Here is a 16373-nt window from a genome sequence, read left to right on the forward strand (position 1 = left end):
TACCGGGTACGGCCGGCCATGACCCGGTAGGTGACGTCCCCCGCGTCCCGGCGCAACTCGCGCAACTCGAACGCGAAGCGCTGGACCGGCCCGGCAGCCGGATCCAGCGGGCTCTCCTGGCGCCCCATCCCGTGTCCTCCCCCACTCGGCGACACCAACCGGACCGTCAACGTACGCACCGGGGAGAGCCGCTGCAACGGCTCCTCAACGACCCGTCCTGTTCCAGTCCTCGTTTCGGCCGACCGAGCGGCACTTTGTTTCACGTGATGAGGAGGCTGCGCAACAACCGGTCGGCCGTGAAAGCTCGGCTGTGTCAGGGCCGGAGCGCGACAACGGCCGGCCCTGGCGCCGGCACGGCTGCGCCACGGTGGCACCGCCCCCGTGCGGGCCGCGGTGCGCATGCGGCGGACGGTGCCGAGCCTGCTGGGCAGCGTCCGCCACCTCGTCTCCAGGGAGGGAATCCCCATGAAGCGCACGAATCGTACGGTCCGGATCCTGTTCGGCCTCGCGGCAGCTGCGACCGCGCTGACCGGGCTCGCCGCTCCGACCGCATCCGCCGCCACCACCCAGGTGACGGCCGGCTGCTACGGGTACTCCTGCAACGGACAGGACCCGGTGGACATGGGCTGCAACACGGACGCCTACACGGTGGAGTCGGTGGATTCGGCGAAGGGCAAGATCGAACTGCGCTACAGCTCTTCGTGCAGGGCGAACTGGGCCCGGATCTCCGGCACCTCGGTCGGGCAGAACTTCTGGGTGCAGAACACGAACGGAAACATCCACGGGTGGATCGCGACCGGCTCCACCGGTTTCGGCAACATGGTCAATGGTTCGGTCGAAGCGCGAGCCTGCATCGATAACTGGGACCAGCCCATCTGCACCGGCTGGCACTGAGGCGCCTCCGCCCGTCCGGGGATCCGGGGAGCTGCCGTGGTAGCGCAGATCCCCGTCTTCTTCAGGGCCTGTGGCTGATACATCGGCGGAACTCGGAATCCGCAGTGCGGGCATTCGCATGGCTCCAACCGTTCTGCCGAGATGGTACGAAGCGGGGCCGGTGCGACCGCCCGGGTGGGGCGTGACCGACGTTCACTCCCCACGTCTATGCCAAGGGAACGTGCGTGGACTGGGGCAGCTCGTACCTCTACGGAAAGACCCGGCAGTTCAACTCGCACTGCAGTTGCCCCCCAACACCACAGCGCTTTCCGATCTTCCACATTCCCGGGAATTCCGACGCGGATCATCCACCTCCACCCACTCGGTCAATCACACAAGGAGTCCCAGTGAGAAGAATCCATTCACTCCGCCTCCGCATCGCAATCGCCCTGTCATCGGCGGCCGTCGGTCTCTTTGCCTTTCCGGACGCGGCCGCAGCAACTCCGGTGAACGGGACCTACAACGGATCGTGCGGCGCCGGATACAGCGAGGTCGATTCGCTCGACATCGGCGGATACGGGCGCACCTTTCTGACCTGGAACAAATCCAACGGCTACAACTGCGTCGTCACACAGAAGTACGGAGCGAACGACGGACCCGTCGAGCTCTACTACATGACGGCCTGGATCCAGCGGACCGCCGACGGCTTCGAGGCGGAGGACAAGAACCTCTACCACCACTACGCGGGTCCGGTGTACGCGAACGGGCGGGCCACCTGCATCAACTGGGGCGGCTACGTGGACGACGCACCCACCGGGGCGTACCAGTTCAGGTCGCACTGCGGGTAGCGAGGAGAAGGAGGAACGATCATGATCGTCGAAGCACTCCATTGCGGTGGGGTCGGCCCTCGCGACGGTCCCGGACGGCTCCGGGGCCTCAGAAGTTCCGTTCCCGCCGTCATCGCGGGAGCCATGACGATGGGACTGCTTGCCCTTGCCACTCCCACCGCCCACGCTGCCGCGTCCGGACTCTGCGGGAACGGATACGAACCCATCGACTCCGCGCCGATCGGGAACCTCGGAACGGCCTACCTGACCTGGAACGCGGAGTCGGGCCGCAACTGCCTGGTCGTCGTGCGCAGCCACCCGGGCGCCGCCCTCTCGATGAATGCCTGGATCGGACGGGACGACGGTATCCAGGACGTCGACTCCGGCTACTACACCTCGTACGCCGGCCCCGTCTCGGTGAACGGCCGCGGCACCTGCATCGACTGGGGCGGTGTGATCCACGACCAGGAAGTCAGCCGGTGGCACACCCATTGCGACTAGGGTCCGTCTTCAAAGATCAAATCCAGAGCAGGATCGAGGCGATGGTGACGGTGGCCTGATAGGACTCGCAGGTCTTTTCGTAACGGGTGTGCGCCACGAGGCGCCGTGGAATCGAGTGAGGTGCGAGACCTTCATCGCCGGGTTGTCGCAGCAACCGGGTTGAAGCTGGGGGCAGTTCGTCTCGTCCTCCTGCTCCCCATCTGGAGCGCCACCCACTGACACCCGGGCCGGACGCTGCCCACCACCGCGCCCGACGCCCCCGAGCCACCGGTGGCAGGTGCCCCGACCGCCGCCATCGTCAGCTTCGAACAGCCGGGGGCTGCGCAACAACCGATCGGCTGTAAACACTCGAACTGCGCTGAAGTCCGAGTTCGGCAACGGCTGCTTTCGGACGTCGGCACCACCATGTTTCGGCGACACCAGCGCCCGTTCGGGCCCGTTCGCCGCTCCCGTGAGGCGCAACTGCATCCGAGACCCCACGGCGCTTGGGACGCCTCAAAGCCCCCGCCGTCCGACAGGAGACAGCAATGCGACCCGTCAAGTTCCGTACCGCCATGGTCGCGCTCGCATCGAGCGCGGCGCTCGTCGGCAGCGCCATGGCCTTCGCCGCACCGGCCTCCGCCGCGCCGCAGCAGCTCAACTCCTCGATCACGTGCTCGGCCGGCTACCACTGGTGCGACACCGTCAGCGCCACCGGCGAGGTCGCGTGGATGAACGTCTACTGGGGGGACGACGGTCACGAGTACATCGACTCGTTCTTCTACAGCACCCACGAGGGCCAAAACCTGTGGATCCTGACGTGGAACGGCAGCGGGTGGGACTGGTCCGGTGCACCCGCCAGGACCGTCTTGGGCACTGGCTGGTGGGCGGCAAGCGACCACGGGCGTTCCGACGCCGGTAAGACCATCAAGCTCGCCATCTACGACTGGGACACCGGGAGTTACATCTACACCAACGCGCACTGAGGTTCCACCCTGCGGCCGGCGGCGTCGTGCAGTCCGGTGCGCATGCGGCGGGCAGTGCCGAGCCCGCCGGGCAACGTCAATCACCTCTCTCTCCAGGGAAGGAAATCCCAATGAAGCGCACGAATCGTACGGCCAGGGTCCTGCTCGGTCTCGCAGCAGCCGCGACAGCGCTGACCGGGCTCGCCGCTCCGACCGCATCCGCCGCCACACCCCAGGTCACGGCGGGCTGCTACGGGTCCTCCTGCGCCGACAAGGACCCGGTGGACATGGCCTGCAGCACGGACGCCTACACGGTCGACTCGGCGTCTTCGGCGCTGGGCACGGTCGAACTCCGTTACAGCCCTTCATGCAAGGCGAACTGGGCCCGGATCTACGACGCCTCGTACGGGCAGGTGTTCTGGGTGGAGAGTCAGAACGATTTCGTGCAGTGGCACGCGCAAGGTGCCACTGGCTACAGTGACATGATCGACGGCTCGGGCCCGGCGCGGGCCTGCATCCCTTCCTACACCTGCACCGTCTGGCACTGAGGTTCCGGTGCCCGTTCGGAGATTCTCGGAGCCGCAGCGACGGTGCAGTTCCGTCTCTACAGCAGGGTCAGCGAGCGGCGCTGAGGTGGGACCAGATATCTGCGAGGCATTGCGAGAAGTCCCGGCCCTCGTACCTGAGTAGTGACCAGCCGTCGAACGGGCACGATGCCTGGTCGACGCGATGCGCCGGGTGGGGTGTGGCCGAGGGGCAAACCCCACCCGGGCAGTCCACGGGAACCACCGCGCCGGCGGGGATGGAGGTGTCCCGTGCCGAGGCGGGCCCCGGCTTCTTCACCGTCGACTACCGCCCCGTCCGACCGGGAGAGGAGCCCGCGGAGGAGGGCGTGGCCTGCGCGGTGGACGCGCACGGCGAGATCCTCACGGTCCGTGAGTTCTCCGGTGGCAGCCGCGCCGTCACCCTCGTCCGCCGCTACCCGAACCGGGATGTCGAGGTCTCCAGCCAGACACTCGACGAACCCGGACTACGCCACTTCCTGGATACTCTGCACCCGCTGTCGGACGCGGAGTCGGAGACGTTGATGCGGGAGAGGAAGATCGACCACCGGATCTGAGGCGGGTCCACTGTTCGCGTCACCCCCCGTCTGTCACACCACGGTGGCGGTACGCCGTGACGCTCCTGCGGGGGCGGGGCCGTCCTGACGCCCGCCCCCGGAGGCCGGCGTCAGTAGACCAGGATGTCCCAGTGGTTGCCCTCGTTGCAGTACAGGTTGCCCGAGGCGGCCTTCCACTGCGGGTAGCCGTCACCCCGGTAGCCGATGTAGGTGAAGCTGTTCTGGATGTAGCCGTCGATGCAGGAGTTGCGGGAGATGTCGACCTTGTAGCCGTTGTAGTGGCTGTAGGTTCCGGAGGCGTGGCCCACCTCGGTGCCGCCCGTGATGTTGATGGCACAGCCGCTGGACTGCTTGAGGGTGATGATCGTGCTCACCGTGCCGGAGTTGATCTGCTCGAACGAGGTGCAGGTGGAGTTGGATCGGGTGGTGCAGCCGCCGCTGGAACTCCAGGTGATTCCGGCGTTCCTGAACTGGGCGGCGGCCGTCGACTGCGACAGCTTGGTACCACTGGCGCCGGCCGTGGGCGCCGCGATGGCGAGCCCGGCCATGGCGAGGACGACGACGGTGACTGCGCTACGGGGCTTCATCTGCTCTCCCGGTGAGGGCGGTGGACCTCGGACTGGGGAAACCGTGCGGGAAGCGGTACGCCACCAGGATCGCCCGACGCCGTCTATGCGGGTAGATGCCTGCTTGTGAATTTCGGGTGGCGGCCACGTATCCGAAGAGCGCACACACCCCGTGAGGTCCGCCCCAGCACGCGGTGACTCGGCGAGGACGGTGCGGGACCGCTTTGAAGCGTCCGGCGGGGTGCGGATACCGTGGTGCGTGCCCGGCCTTCGAAGGCGGGTGGTGAGGGTCGAGGGGCCTGCGGCTGGTCCGGTTGGTGACGCTGCCGTGGAACGAGGCCCCGGGCGCCCGAGCCCGGACAGCGTGGTACTTGAGAGGACGTGACAGATGGCCAGGGCCACCGCACGGCACATTCTGGTGAAGACCGAGACGGAAGCGTTGCAGCTGAAGGAGCAGATCGCGAACGGCTCCGACTTCGCCGAGCTGGCGAAGAAGCACTCGTCGTGCCCCTCGGCGCGCGACGGTGGCGACCTGGGTGCGTTCGGTCCGGGACAGATGGTGCCCGAGTTCGACCGGGTCGTCTTCTCGGCCCCGGTCGGTGAGGTCCAGGGACCGGTGAAGACCCAGTTCGGGATGCACCTGCTGGAAGTGACCAGCCGCCAGGACTGAGGCCGGAGGCCCGCCCGCATGACGGCGAAGCCCTCGCACGCGGAGTGCGAGGGCTTCGGGCCGCTCGGGCGCGGACCGGAGGAACCGGGGTCAGTCGGTGAACCGGGCGGCCGCGGGCAGCGGTTCGACCCCGACGACGCGGCGGATCCGGGTGGGCTCGACGAACACGGTGACCCGCCGCTCCCCCGGGATCAGCCAACCGTACTGTTCGACGCCGAGGTACTTCTGTGCGAGGCGGTCCATCTGCCGGTCGGCCTGCTCACCGGTCACGAACTCGACGGCCCGGCCGTGGATCTGGATGCGGTCGTACGGATCGGCCGGGTCGGCGTGGGAGAGGCAGACGCGGGGGTCGTGGCGCAGGTTCCGCTCCTTGACCCGGCCGATGGTCGTGTTGAAGAGCACCCGGTCGCCCTCCAGCTCGATCCACATCGGGGTCACGTGCGGGGCGCCGTCCGCCCCGGTGGTCGCCACGAACCAGATCCGCGGCTCCCGCACCCGCGCCCGGATCTCCTCTGTCCAGCCGCCCATCGGCCCTCTCCCGCTTCGGTTCCGTGGCAGTGCTCGCGGTCTCGCGCCGCTCCCGGCTGCCTGACGTGGCGCCAGATTAGCCGACGGCGGGGCGGCCGACGGCCGAACCCGACCGGCGCACCCGGTTCGGCGGAACCGGCCGGGAGGGGTGGCGCGTCGAAGTGTCCGAGGGCGCGCCGGTTCGGCGGCCGCACGAGGGACAGGGGGCCGTGCCGGTCATGGGAATCGTGATCCTGCTTCTCGTGCTCGCCGGTGGCGCCGGCCTGGTCCTGTCCGGCGTCGACAAGCTGAACACCGCGGTGCCCAGCTGTTACGGCCGGCCGATGGTGCCGGGTGACATCTGCCACCCCAAGGTCACCGGCTCGTTCTCCGAGGGGATGCCCGAGCCGCACGACACCACCTACCAGGAACAGTTGGACAGCCTGACCGGCGGAGGCTGGACGTCGATCGTGCTGGGTGTGGTGCTCATGGTGCTCGCGCTGGTGATCGGGATCGGCTGGGCGGCCGCCGCCGGCCGTGATCGGCAACCGTGAACCGCACCATCCGGCGCGAACTCCCCGGCCTCCAACCGGCCCGCGCTCGGCTCCGCCGCTCCGCTCAGCCGAGGACCAGCGGCAGCCTCGTCCCCAGGGCCCCGAGCTCTGCCCGCTCGGCCCGGGTCGCGACCCGCCGGCCGGTGCCGACCAGCAGCGCGTCGGCGTCGGGGAACGGTGCCGGGAACGCACCGCCGGCGATCCGCTCCAGCAACCGCCGCGCCGCGGCGAGTCCCTCGGCGGGCGGGCCAGGCACCTGCGGCAGGTGGGCCACCAGGTCGAGGTGGTGCAGCGTCCACTCCAGCACGTACGCGTGCAGGTAGTCGCCCACGGTCAGCACCTGCCCCTGGGTGGCCACCCGCAGGCGCGGATCGGCGAGTTCGGCGGCGCGCCCGGCCGCCGAGCCGACGTCGTCCAGGTGGAAGCGCAGCAGAGCCGGGTCCCCGTACGCGGCGGCCAGTCGTACGGTCAGCGCGTCCAGCGGGTCCTGCCCGTCCGGTGGTTCGGTGGCCGCCTGCCAGTACGACGCCGCGTCCCGGGTGGGCTCCGCCGGGGACGGGGTCACCAGTGTGATCAGCACATCCTGGGCGTCGATCACCAGATGGCACACCAGGTCCCGCACCAGCCACCCGGTGCACCCCGACGGCTCGGCGAAGTACTCCTCCGCGAGCCCGTCCACCGCCGCCCGCAGGGCCGCCCATGACCGTCCGAAGAGTTCCACGCCCGCAAGCTACCACCGCCCGCGCCCCGGTCGTCGGGGGCCGCTTCGGCGAGCCCCTCTTCCTGGCGGGCCGCCCCTGTTCACCCCCGTCAGCGGAGCTGTCGTGAACCCTGAAGCATCCGGGCACTGAGCGATCAACCACGGATCAGCGCGGCGTGGGTCGCGTGGTGCCTCCTCCAGGACTGGCCGGACAAGAGGTTCGAGGAGAGGTGTGGGGAGAGGGACCTGTTGGAGTTCTGCCTTCTGGAGAGCGAGTGCCTGTCGGGTGACGAGGTCGTCCGGATCCTCGCTCTGGCGGACCGCTGCCCTGCGTCCTGGTCGGCCATGGCCGGTGGCCTCACCCGTGACCCGCTCATCGAACGTGTCACCTCCCTGCGCGCTGAGTTCCTGGAGGCCGCGCGGTCCGCGTGTTCGCACCTGTCCGTCACCGGCCGGGCGGCCTGAGCCCCCCGCGCTCGGCCGCACGCGGGCCGTGCCCCCGGCCCCGGACAGCCGCCTCGCGGACGGGTCCGGGGGCGGGGGCCGACCGGCTAGTGGGCCGTCGCTCCCACCGCGGCCGGCGCCCGGCGGTCCGACCGCGCGGGGGCCGGTACCGCGGCCTTGCGAGCGTGCAGGACGGTGCCGTCGAGCGGCAGCGGCGTGCCGCCCACGAGTTCGAGGCCGGCGTCGGCCAGGAGCCGGGCGAAGTGGTCGGCGCGGCGTTCGCGGCCGCCGGTGTTGCACATCATGTGGAGGTCCCACGCGGTGGCCAGCGAGGTCGAGCCGTCGGCGGGCAGCACCCGCTCGACGATGAGCAGGTCGGCGTGGGCGGGCATCGCACCGGCCACGTGGCGCAGGATCTCCCGGCAGCGCTCGTCACTCCAGTCGTGCAGCACCCGGGAGAGCAGGTAGACGTCCGCGCCCGACGGCACGTCCGCGAAGTCGCCCGTCAGGTACGTGCAGCGTCCGCCGCAGCCCGCCGTGTCCAGCAGCCTGCGGGCGGCGGCGACCGCGTGCGGGCGTTCGAGCAGGACCCCGCGCAGGCGCGGGTGCGCGGCCAGGACGTGTCCGAGCAGTTCCCCGTTCCCACCGGCGATGTCGACGACGGTGCCGGGATCGGGCGCCCGGCCTGCGGCCGCGAGGACCGGATGCGCGGGAATCGGCTCGAACATCCGCGAGCTCGCGGCCATCGCCCGGTCGAACAGCTCCGCCAGTTCCGGGTCCCGGGCGAAGTGGTCGAAGTGGTTCTCGCCGAAGAGGTGGTCGAAGGCGGCCTGTCCGGTCCGCACGGTGTGCCCGAGTTCCGCGAAGGAGCGGTAGAACGGACCGCCGTACATCAGTGCCAGCGGGCGCATCGACCCCGGGGCGTCCGTCCTCAGGAGCGCCCCGGTGCCGGTGAGCCGGAAGCCGTCCGGGTGGTGCGCCACCACGTTCAGCATCACGAGGTAGCGCAGGAGGGTCGCGAGGCTCTGCGGGTGGGCACCGACCCGGTGTGCCAGCGCCTCGGCACTGGTCCCCGTGCCGGTGTCCAGGAGGTCGGGCAGCCCCAGGCGGGCGAACACCGTGAGGGCCTGGGTCGTCCAGGCTCCGGTGAGCAGGTGCAGGAGCGTTTCGGCTTGGCGGTGCGGCTCGGCGGGCCCGTGCGGGTGGCGCTGCGCCGGGCGCTCGCCCGGCGTACCCGGGTGCTCGCCCGGGTGCTCGCCGAGGTGTGCGGCCAGGGTGTCCGGGTGGGCGCCCGCCACGTGGAGCTCCAGCCGCCGGTACCCGGTCAGCGAGCCGGCGGGAGCGGTGAAGTAGAGGACGGTGCCGTCCTCGTGCGGGTTGTAGCCGCCGCCGTCGGGGCGCGCGCCGTGCCGGGCGAGGAGCGCGCACAGGCCGTCCAGGACGAGCGGGTCGGCGGACCCGACCTCGAAGGCGAGGTGTGCCTCGTGCTGTGCGGCACGCTCGTGCGCGGCGATCGGGGCCAGGTCGGACCCCGGCGGAACGGTCAGTGCGAACACCTCGACCACCCTGGGCTCGCCGCGCGGACCGTGCAGCGGCGGCCGCAGGATGGCGACGTCCAGGCCCGACGCGTCGTGCCCGTGCCGGAGCGCCAGCCGCTCGCGGACCACGGTGCTGGGCGTCGGCGGCGCGTCGGCCGCCAGGCCGCAGGCGGCCAGTTGGTCGTGCAGCGCCTCCTGGTCCGGCGGGAAGACCAGCACCGCGGCGTGCGCGAAGCTGCAGTGGTCCGCCAGCGCCCGTAGCCGCGGTCCGCGGAGCCCGGGAAGCAGGAGCCGGAGCAGCGCGGTGCTGTCGTGCTCCCGGACGAACGCGGCCGCCGCGAGGAGGCGGGTGGCATCGTCGGCGTCCGGGGGCGTCGTTGTGGTCGGCATGGTGCGTTTCCTTGTCAGGGTGTGCGGGAGTCCGGCAGCCGGCGAGCAGCGGGCAGCCGGGCGGAGTGGGGCGGGCGGTTCAGACGCCGGTGTAGTTCTCGGCGAACCAGTCCTGGTGGGTGCGCGAGGTGCGCAGCGATTCGAGGCGCGAGAGCCGCAAGGATTCGTGGAAGAACGATTCGCTTCCCGGAGCGGAGGGCTCCCGGTGCAGCAGCCGGATCATCCAGTGCGAGAACTCCTGCGCCCGCCAGATGTGGGCCAGGGCCTGCCGTGAGTAGCGGTCCAGGGCCCGGGGGTCGCCGTGCGCGAGGTCGGCGACCAGGGCGTGGGCGAGCAGTTCCGCCTCCAGGACCGCGAGGTTGGCCCCCTTCGCGGCGGACGGGCTGATCAGGCTCGCGGCATCCCCTGCCAGCAGGAGCGATCCGTGGCGCAGCGGTTCGATGACGTCGGACTCGAAGTCGACGACCCCGCGGTGGAGGAATCGGCCGCGGTTCAGCGGTCCGTGCTCCGGGGCGTACATCCGCGTGTCGAGTTCGTCCCAGAGGTCCTCGTCGGAGCGGGCTGCGGCCGCGGTGCCGCGCTCGCACTGCAGGTAGTAGCGCGTGACCTCCGGGGTTCGGGCCATGTGTCCGGCGAAGCCGCGGTCGTGGACCGCGTAACCCACGGCGTCAAGGCTCGGCGGCGCCTGGGCGAGCAGGCCGAGCCAGGAGATCCCGTGGTCCCGGTGGTGGCGTACGGCGCCGGGCGGCAGGGACCGCCGGGCCGCACCGTGCCGGCCGTCGCAGCCGGCCACGTACCTGGCCCGCCAGTGTCCGGGGCGGCCGTCCGTCTCCCGGACGGCCACGGACGGGCGGGTGGTGCCCGCGTCGTGGACGGCCAGGGCCTCGGTCCCGAAGTGGATCCGCCCGCCTGCCTCCAGGTAGTGCGTCAACAGGTCGGTGACCAGGTCCTGCTGGGGGTAGACGGTGTGCCGCTCGCCCCGGCCGAGGCCGCCGTAGTCCAGGCGGAAGCGGCCTTCGGCGGTGCGGAACTCGCAGGCGCCGTGCTCCCTGCCGTGCCGGTGCAGGCCCCCGGCCAGACCGTGGCGGTCCAGGATCCGTACGGTGTTGGCCGCGAGGAAGCCGGCGCGCGCCCGGGTCTGGACGTGGCCGCGGTCGGCGCGCTCCAGGACCACGCAGTCGATCCCGCCGCGGTGGAGCAGGTTCCCTAACAGGAGGCCGGCAGGGCCGGCGCCGAGGACCACCACGTCGGCCGACTGCGGTGCTGTTCTGGTGCTCTGACTGTTCGTCACAAGAAGTGGATCATAATCACCGATATGCGCCCGACATGGTGCCAGTAACCCGAATTGACTAATAGGAGGACAATCCTTTCCATGGCCACCGAGGTTGGCCGGCCGTCGCCGCGTTCGCGACCGGCGCCATCGCCGCCCGCGACGGCCAGGCCGTCCACGCCCGCAGGGCACCCCGGGCTCTTGCCGGCCCCCACCGGCTGGTGCCGGGGACGGACGGCGGGCGATGATCCACCCATGGCAGATGTGATCTTCTTCGATCTGGACGGCACCCTGGTCGATCACCGCAGCGCGGTCTTCGAAGCGATCGGCCGGATCGTACGGACCGCACCGAACGCGACCGCTCCCCCGCAGGACCTGGCGGCGCTGTGGTGGACGCTGGAAGCACGCCACATGCGGGAATACCTGGCCGGACAGTGCTCCTTCGCCGAGCACCACCGGCGCCGGGTCCGATCCTTCCCGCCGGAGCTCGGCGAGCCGGTGCCCGGGAGTCCCGACCTTCTGGACGTCTGGATCGCGGAGCGCTACCTCACCGCTTTCGAGGAGTCCTGGCGGTGCTATCCCGATGTCCGGCCCTGCCTGGAGCGCCTGAAACGGCTCCCACGAGGACCTCGGCTGCCCGTTCTCACCAACGGCGACCCCGGACAGCAGCGCGCCAAGCTTGCCCGCCTCGACCTCCTCCAGTACTTCGAAGCCGTCCTGACCCCCGCCGAGCTGGGTGCGGCCAAGCCCGCCGCCTACGCCGCCGCCTGCCGGCGGATGGGGACCGACCCCGCGCGGGCCGTCAACGTGGGCGACATGCTGGACGGCGACGTGCACGCGGCCACCCGCGCCGGACTCACCGGCATCTGGCTCGACCGCGGCATCGACTTCGTCACCGGCGGACCCTCACCCAGCACGGACGGCACGGTGCTCCGCATCGAACACCTCACCGCCCTCCCCGAGCACCTGTCACCCACGAACCCCTGACCCTCCCCCCGCCCGCACCCCCGTGACGGGCGGGGGGACGCGCCCCGGCGCCTCACATCGTGAGCCAGCCGACCTGGGCCGCCCGGACGCCCGCCTGGAAGCGACTGCGGGCGTCGAGGCGTTCCATGAGGTCGGTGGCGATGCGGCGGGCGGTACGGGGCGAGACCCCGAGGCGCTTGGCGATGGCGTCGTCGGTGTGACCGTCCGCCAGCAGGGCGAGGGCGGTCCGCTCCTGGGGCGAGAGCCCGTGCTCGTCGAGCCGGGCGGCCGAGCCGATCGGCCGGGCTCCCGCCCAGACGCTCTCGAACAGGGCGCACAACGCGGTCAGCATCCCCTGACCGGTCAGAACGACGGCGCCGGCCGCGGTGTCGTCGCTGCGCACCGGGATGACGGCGGTGGCCCGGTCGACCACGATCATCCGGGTCGCGAGCGCGGGCACGGTACGGACCTGACCGCCCTGGCCGGCGAGCCAGTTGACGTACTCGACGGTGTGCGGGCTGTTGCGGACGCTGTCCAGGTAGACGGTCCGCATGCGAATGCCGCGCCCCAGCAGGTCGAGGTCGAGCGGCTTGGCGGCCTCGATGTTCTCGGGCTTCTGCCCACCGTCGGGCGCGAAGGTCATGACCTCCTCGCGCACCTCCCGGGTGAGCACGGTCAGCCGGTCCCGGATCCGGTCGAGTCCCGTGAGCTGCTCGACACCCGGATGGCTGCCGACCGACCGCAGGTCGGCGAAGTCGGCGATCAGCTGGGCGGCCGCCGCCCGGGACGCCTCGATGCGCAGCTGCTGCGCGGCGAGTTCGGCCTGCTGGCGAGCCATCAGCGCCTCCATCCCGACCTCGGGGGGAACGGCGCGCAGCTCACCCTCCCGGTCGGCGGACGGGCGCAGCAGCGCCAGTTCGCTGAGGACGTCCAGAGACTTCCTGACCTGCCGTTCGGGCAGGGCGAGCCGGGTGCCGAGGGCGGCCACACCCTCCTGCGGGTGAGCGAGCATCGCCCGGTAGACCACCTCCGAGACGTCGTCCAGCCCCAGTGCCGTGAGCATCTCCCCCCCTTGTGATGAACTCGTTCTCGGAACGCGCGCGGTCACTTCGCGGCGACTGCGGCACCGGTGGGCGGTCGCGGTTACGACCTCACCCACCCACGCTGACCCCCCGTGCGGTGACTCGCTGTACGGTGGTTCCCCGCTTCGGCGCGCCCGGTCCGCAGGTCCGCGCACCGGCGCCCGCACCTCCCTGCGCCCCTCACACCGCCGGCGCGCGAACTCCGGGCGCCGGTGACGGTCGCCGGCCGTTCGGGCCCAACGGCCGGGAACCGTACGACGGGTGGCCGTGGGACGGTGGCGGCGGCCGCACGTCGCTCGCCCGGCGCGGGAGCGAGCCGCCGACGGTGGTCCTCACGAGGCGGTGCTCCTGTGGACCGCCGCCTCGCCGAGCACCCTCCGATCCGCACCGAACGACAGTCCCAAGTACGCCCTGTCGACGTCGAATTGCATGATCAAAGGCTAGCTCGACGATCCCGGCGCACGGAACCGATTCCTCGCGGTTGTGATCGCGACCTCGCGCAGTTGTCCCGGTGGATCCGCGACATCGCCGTGAATGTTGACGCCCCGGGGGCCGACGGGCTCGGCGGCCCGGTGCGCCGGCGCCGGGGCGCGCCGTCGGGAGCGAACCACACGATGCCTCGCACGGCTCCCGGACGAGCGCGGCGGGCTACGGAACGCGCCCGTCATCTCACGAGCGACGCCGGTTGCGGCACCGCTGTCGGTGGACGGTTCCGGCCAGGGCCGAAACCGTCCACGGGCATCCCCTATACGGCGAATGTCCGCTTCGCCACGCTCGGTCCATGTACCTCGTCCACGCCACTCTGCGGCCTCCTGCGCCGGGCGGCCCGCTGCCCCTCGACGCCCGCGAACTCCTGCTGGCGGCGGTCCGCCCCGAGGACCGGGTCGAGCACGTCGTCGTCCACCCGGACGCGGTCCCGCAACCCGTGCTCGGCGTCTACCTCCTCGCGGGCTCCCTGGCCGAGGCGGAGAGCCGGACCGCCAGGTTCTGCCGGCGCGCGCTGGCCGCCACGCCCCGCCTCGCGGGCTGGCGGACGGCGACCGTCGCCGTGCCGCTCGTCGCGCCCTTCTACGAGCGGCTGCTGTCCGGAGGGGACGGCCCTGACGGACCAGGCGACCCCGGCGGACCCGACGGACCCGGCGGACCCGGCGGACCCGGCGGACCCGACGGACCCGGCGGACCCGACGGACCCGGCGAATCCGGCGAATCCGGTGGACCCGACCGTCCTGGCCGGAACGGTCCAGGGACGCTTCCGTCCATCCGGTACCCCTTCCACCCGCCCTGACCGGCGACGAAGCTAGTGGTTGTCGGAAGGGGACACCAACTCGGACGACACACCGGACAGGGCGTCACCGCGGGATGCCCACACCGGAATCCACCTGTCGTCACACCCGAATGAGGAGATCGTCATGTTCCGTACCGTCATCGCCGAGGCCGCCGCGGTCACCGCTCTCGCCCTCGCCGCCCTGGTTCCCACCGCGGCCGCCCACGCCGCCCACGCCGCCCCCGCCGAGCCGACGACCACCGTCCAGGCCGTCACCGTCCACGAGGACGTCGCCGCCCAGCCGGGCACCCCCGTCCAGGGCGACAACATGATCTGGGGCTGACGCCCCGCTCGACCCACCCGGCCCGCCCGGCCCGCCGACCCACCGGCCCGCCGCATCCCGCCGACGGCTGCTCCTGCAGGGCAGCCGACCGGCTCACCGGGCCCGCGCCACAAGGGTGCCGAGCGCGAAATCCCGGCCCCGCCATCGCCGGCGGCGGCCACCCGCCCCCGCTCCTCGCCGCAACGGCGGCCTGAGCACCGCTCCAATTCTGTCATGCACACGACCACAGAAGGGTCCATCCGCCATGTCCCGTCGTACCGTCTCCCGCGGCCTCGCCATCGCCCTCGCCGCCGCCTGCGCCTCCGCCGTCCTCTCCGTCCTGCCCGCCCAGGCCGACACCCTGGTCACGAGCTGGGCCCGGGCCGCCACGACCGGCACCCTCGGCAACGGCGCCGCGCCCGGCGGCACCGTGACCCGCAGCCAGGCCGTGGCCCGGGCTCAGGACTGGGTGAACAAGGCGGTCCCGTACAGCCCCAACGGCCTGACCAGCCCGTACGGTTGGTGGTCCGACACGGAGACCGGCGGTCGCTACCGCCAGGACTGCTCCGGTCTGGTGTCGATGGCCTGGCAGCTGCCGGACAGCCTGACCACCAACTCGCTGCCCGACGTCTCCACCCGCATCAGCATCGACAGCCTCCAGCCCGGCGACGCCCTCAACAACATCACGACCCACACCGTGCTGTTCACCGGCTGGGCCGACAGCTCCCACTACACCGCCAACATCATCGAGGAGTGGGGCCGCTCCGGCCCGACCCGGGCCCGCACCATGGACCGCTCCGAGATGTCCAGCCGCGGCTTCCTCGCCTACCGCTACGACCAGATCGCCGCCGACGCCCCCGCCCCAGCTCCCGCACCCGCCAGCCGCACCAAGGGCCAGTTCTTCCACGGCACCCGCAATGCCGACGGCACCTGGACCACCCTCGGCGCGCTCGCCGGTGTCGGCTCGGCCCCGCAGTTCAACGGCTACGGCGAGTCCATCGCCGCCGCCCCGGACGGCTCCGCCCAGGTCGTCGGCGTCGGCCTGGACGGCAACATCTACCACACCGTCCGCTACATCAGCGGCGGTTGGCAGCCCTGGGGCCCCCTGAACGACAACAGCGGCCACCAGATGGCCGCCAGCCAGGTCTCCATCGCGGTCGGCCCGGACAACACCGCCCAGGTCCTCGCGGTCGGCGCCGACAACGCCCTCTACCACGAGATCCGCCGGCCCGACGGCACCTGGACCGGCTTCCAGCCGCTCACCCTCGCGGACGGCTCCGCGATGAAGGCCGGCCACGTGTCGATCACGGTCGGCCCGGACGGCTCCGCCCAGGTCCTCGCCATCGGCGGCGACGGCGTCGCGTACCACACCGTCCGTGCGGCCAACGGCACCTGGACCGGCTTCCAGCCGCTCACCTCGTCCAACGGCGCCGCGATGCAGGCACTCGACGTCTCCATCGCCGCCAACCCCGACGGCTCCGCCCAGATCCTCGTCATCGGCGCCGACGGCAGGGTCTACCACGAGATCCGCCGCGCCGACGGCACCTGGACCGGACTCACCCCCATCAGCGGTGTCGGCACCCCCGACATGTACGCCACCAACGCCGCCATCACCATCACGCCCGACGGAACCGCCCAGATCCTCGCCATCGGCAACGACGGCAACGCCTACCACCGGACCCGCCGCCCCGATGGCACCTGGACCCCGTTCAACCCCATCGCCGGCGCCAACGGCGCCTCCACCTTCAACGCCCAGCGCGTCGGCATCGCCGGCATGCCCGACGGCTCCGCCCAGATCCTGGTCACCGGCGGCCGCTGACTCCACACCCACCCGA

General features: G+C 71.5%; 20 protein-coding genes. 13 read left to right on the plus strand and 7 right to left on the minus strand.

The window, feature by feature from the left end:
• Positions 1-465 precede the first annotated feature (465 nt).
• The 6 genes from ACFVYI_RS23900 (at position 466) to ACFVYI_RS23925 (ending at position 4265) form a co-directional block, all read left to right on the plus strand.
• Entirely contained in the window at positions 466-894 is a 429-nt protein-coding gene (locus ACFVYI_RS23900; RefSeq protein WP_387888892.1) for a DUF2690 domain-containing protein, read from the plus strand.
• A 485-nt stretch (positions 895-1379) separates the two neighbouring features.
• Positions 1380-1721: a spore-associated protein A gene (locus ACFVYI_RS23905; RefSeq protein WP_387888894.1), complete on the plus strand. Its 342-nt coding sequence runs from the start codon at positions 1380-1382 to the stop codon at positions 1719-1721.
• Positions 1722-1850: 129 nt separating this feature from the next.
• Entirely contained in the window at positions 1851-2201 is a 351-nt protein-coding gene (locus ACFVYI_RS23910) for a spore-associated protein (RefSeq protein ID WP_387888896.1), read from the plus strand.
• 527 nt (positions 2202-2728) lie between these two features.
• On the plus strand, positions 2729-3166 hold the full coding sequence (locus ACFVYI_RS23915; protein ID WP_387888898.1) for a hypothetical protein: 438 nt from the start codon (positions 2729-2731) through the stop codon (positions 3164-3166).
• 110 nt (positions 3167-3276) lie between these two features.
• A complete protein-coding gene (locus tag ACFVYI_RS23920) occupies positions 3277-3693 on the plus strand; it encodes a DUF2690 domain-containing protein (RefSeq protein ID WP_387888901.1) in 417 nt (138 codons plus the stop codon).
• 260 nt (positions 3694-3953) lie between these two features.
• Positions 3954-4265: a hypothetical protein gene (locus ACFVYI_RS23925; RefSeq protein ID WP_387888903.1), complete on the plus strand. Its 312-nt coding sequence runs from the start codon at positions 3954-3956 to the stop codon at positions 4263-4265.
• Positions 4266-4375: 110 nt separating this feature from the next.
• Here ACFVYI_RS23925 and ACFVYI_RS23930 read toward each other — a convergent pair whose 3' ends face one another.
• Positions 4376-4852: a hypothetical protein gene (locus ACFVYI_RS23930; RefSeq protein WP_387888904.1), complete on the minus strand. Its 477-nt coding sequence runs from the start codon at positions 4850-4852 to the stop codon at positions 4376-4378.
• A 367-nt stretch (positions 4853-5219) separates the two neighbouring features.
• Between ACFVYI_RS23930 and ACFVYI_RS23935 the strand changes: the two genes are divergently transcribed.
• Entirely contained in the window at positions 5220-5501 is a 282-nt protein-coding gene (locus ACFVYI_RS23935) for a peptidylprolyl isomerase (protein ID WP_360642073.1), read from the plus strand.
• 90 nt (positions 5502-5591) lie between these two features.
• On the opposite strand, the gene ACFVYI_RS23940 is transcribed toward ACFVYI_RS23935, so the two are convergent.
• Entirely contained in the window at positions 5592-6029 is a 438-nt protein-coding gene (locus ACFVYI_RS23940) for a PPOX class F420-dependent oxidoreductase (RefSeq protein WP_387888906.1), read from the minus strand.
• A gap of 218 nt (positions 6030-6247) precedes the next feature.
• Here ACFVYI_RS23940 and ACFVYI_RS23945 point away from each other — a divergent pair, with 218 nt between their 5' ends.
• Positions 6248-6562 carry a hypothetical protein gene (locus tag ACFVYI_RS23945; RefSeq protein WP_387888909.1) on the plus strand — a complete coding sequence of 105 codons (315 nt, stop codon included), beginning with the start codon at positions 6248-6250 and terminating at the stop codon, positions 6560-6562.
• Between the two features lie 64 nt (positions 6563-6626).
• Here the strand turns inward: ACFVYI_RS23945 and ACFVYI_RS23950 are convergent, their stop codons facing one another.
• Positions 6627-7283, minus strand: a complete 657-nt coding sequence (locus tag ACFVYI_RS23950; protein WP_387888910.1) for a maleylpyruvate isomerase N-terminal domain-containing protein — start codon at positions 7281-7283, stop codon at positions 6627-6629.
• A gap of 228 nt (positions 7284-7511) precedes the next feature.
• Here ACFVYI_RS23950 and ACFVYI_RS23955 point away from each other — a divergent pair, with 228 nt between their 5' ends.
• Positions 7512-7727 (plus strand): hypothetical protein, encoded by a 216-nt coding sequence (locus ACFVYI_RS23955; protein ID WP_387888913.1) that lies wholly within the window; start codon positions 7512-7514, stop codon positions 7725-7727.
• A gap of 86 nt (positions 7728-7813) precedes the next feature.
• Here the strand turns inward: ACFVYI_RS23955 and ACFVYI_RS23960 are convergent, their stop codons facing one another.
• The 3 genes from ACFVYI_RS23960 to ACFVYI_RS23970 all read right to left on the minus strand — a co-directional run bounded on the left by ACFVYI_RS23960 (position 7814) and on the right by ACFVYI_RS23970 (position 11083).
• Positions 7814-9634 (minus strand): methyltransferase, encoded by a 1821-nt coding sequence (locus ACFVYI_RS23960; protein WP_387888916.1) that lies wholly within the window; start codon positions 9632-9634, stop codon positions 7814-7816.
• 79 nt (positions 9635-9713) lie between these two features.
• The gene (locus ACFVYI_RS23965; protein ID WP_387889091.1) at positions 9714-10880 is read right to left on the minus strand and encodes a 4-hydroxybenzoate 3-monooxygenase; all 1167 of its coding nucleotides are present in this window, start codon (positions 10878-10880) and stop codon (positions 9714-9716) included.
• A gap of 41 nt (positions 10881-10921) precedes the next feature.
• Positions 10922-11083, minus strand: a complete 162-nt coding sequence (locus tag ACFVYI_RS23970) for a hypothetical protein (RefSeq protein ID WP_387888918.1) — start codon at positions 11081-11083, stop codon at positions 10922-10924.
• A 76-nt stretch (positions 11084-11159) separates the two neighbouring features.
• On the opposite strand from ACFVYI_RS23970, the gene ACFVYI_RS23975 reads away from it, so the two are divergent.
• Entirely contained in the window at positions 11160-11891 is a 732-nt protein-coding gene (locus ACFVYI_RS23975) for an HAD family hydrolase (protein ID WP_387888920.1), read from the plus strand.
• Between the two features lie 52 nt (positions 11892-11943).
• Here the strand turns inward: ACFVYI_RS23975 and ACFVYI_RS23980 are convergent, their stop codons facing one another.
• The gene (locus ACFVYI_RS23980; protein ID WP_387888922.1) at positions 11944-12933 is read right to left on the minus strand and encodes a LuxR C-terminal-related transcriptional regulator; all 990 of its coding nucleotides are present in this window, start codon (positions 12931-12933) and stop codon (positions 11944-11946) included.
• Between the two features lie 800 nt (positions 12934-13733).
• Here ACFVYI_RS23980 and ACFVYI_RS23985 point away from each other — a divergent pair.
• From ACFVYI_RS23985 to ACFVYI_RS23995, 3 genes are all read left to right on the plus strand, one after another.
• Positions 13734-14237, plus strand: coding sequence for a hypothetical protein (locus ACFVYI_RS23985; protein ID WP_387888924.1), 504 nt, complete (start codon positions 13734-13736; stop codon positions 14235-14237).
• 124 nt (positions 14238-14361) lie between these two features.
• The gene (locus tag ACFVYI_RS23990; RefSeq protein WP_387888926.1) at positions 14362-14559 is read left to right on the plus strand and encodes a hypothetical protein; all 198 of its coding nucleotides are present in this window, start codon (positions 14362-14364) and stop codon (positions 14557-14559) included.
• A 244-nt stretch (positions 14560-14803) separates the two neighbouring features.
• The gene (locus ACFVYI_RS23995) at positions 14804-16357 is read left to right on the plus strand and encodes a hypothetical protein (RefSeq protein WP_387888928.1); all 1554 of its coding nucleotides are present in this window, start codon (positions 14804-14806) and stop codon (positions 16355-16357) included.
• Positions 16358-16373 lie beyond the last annotated feature (16 nt).

Source organism: Kitasatospora sp. NPDC058218, assembly GCF_042882445.1.
Lineage (GTDB): Bacteria > Actinomycetota > Actinomycetes > Streptomycetales > Streptomycetaceae > Kitasatospora.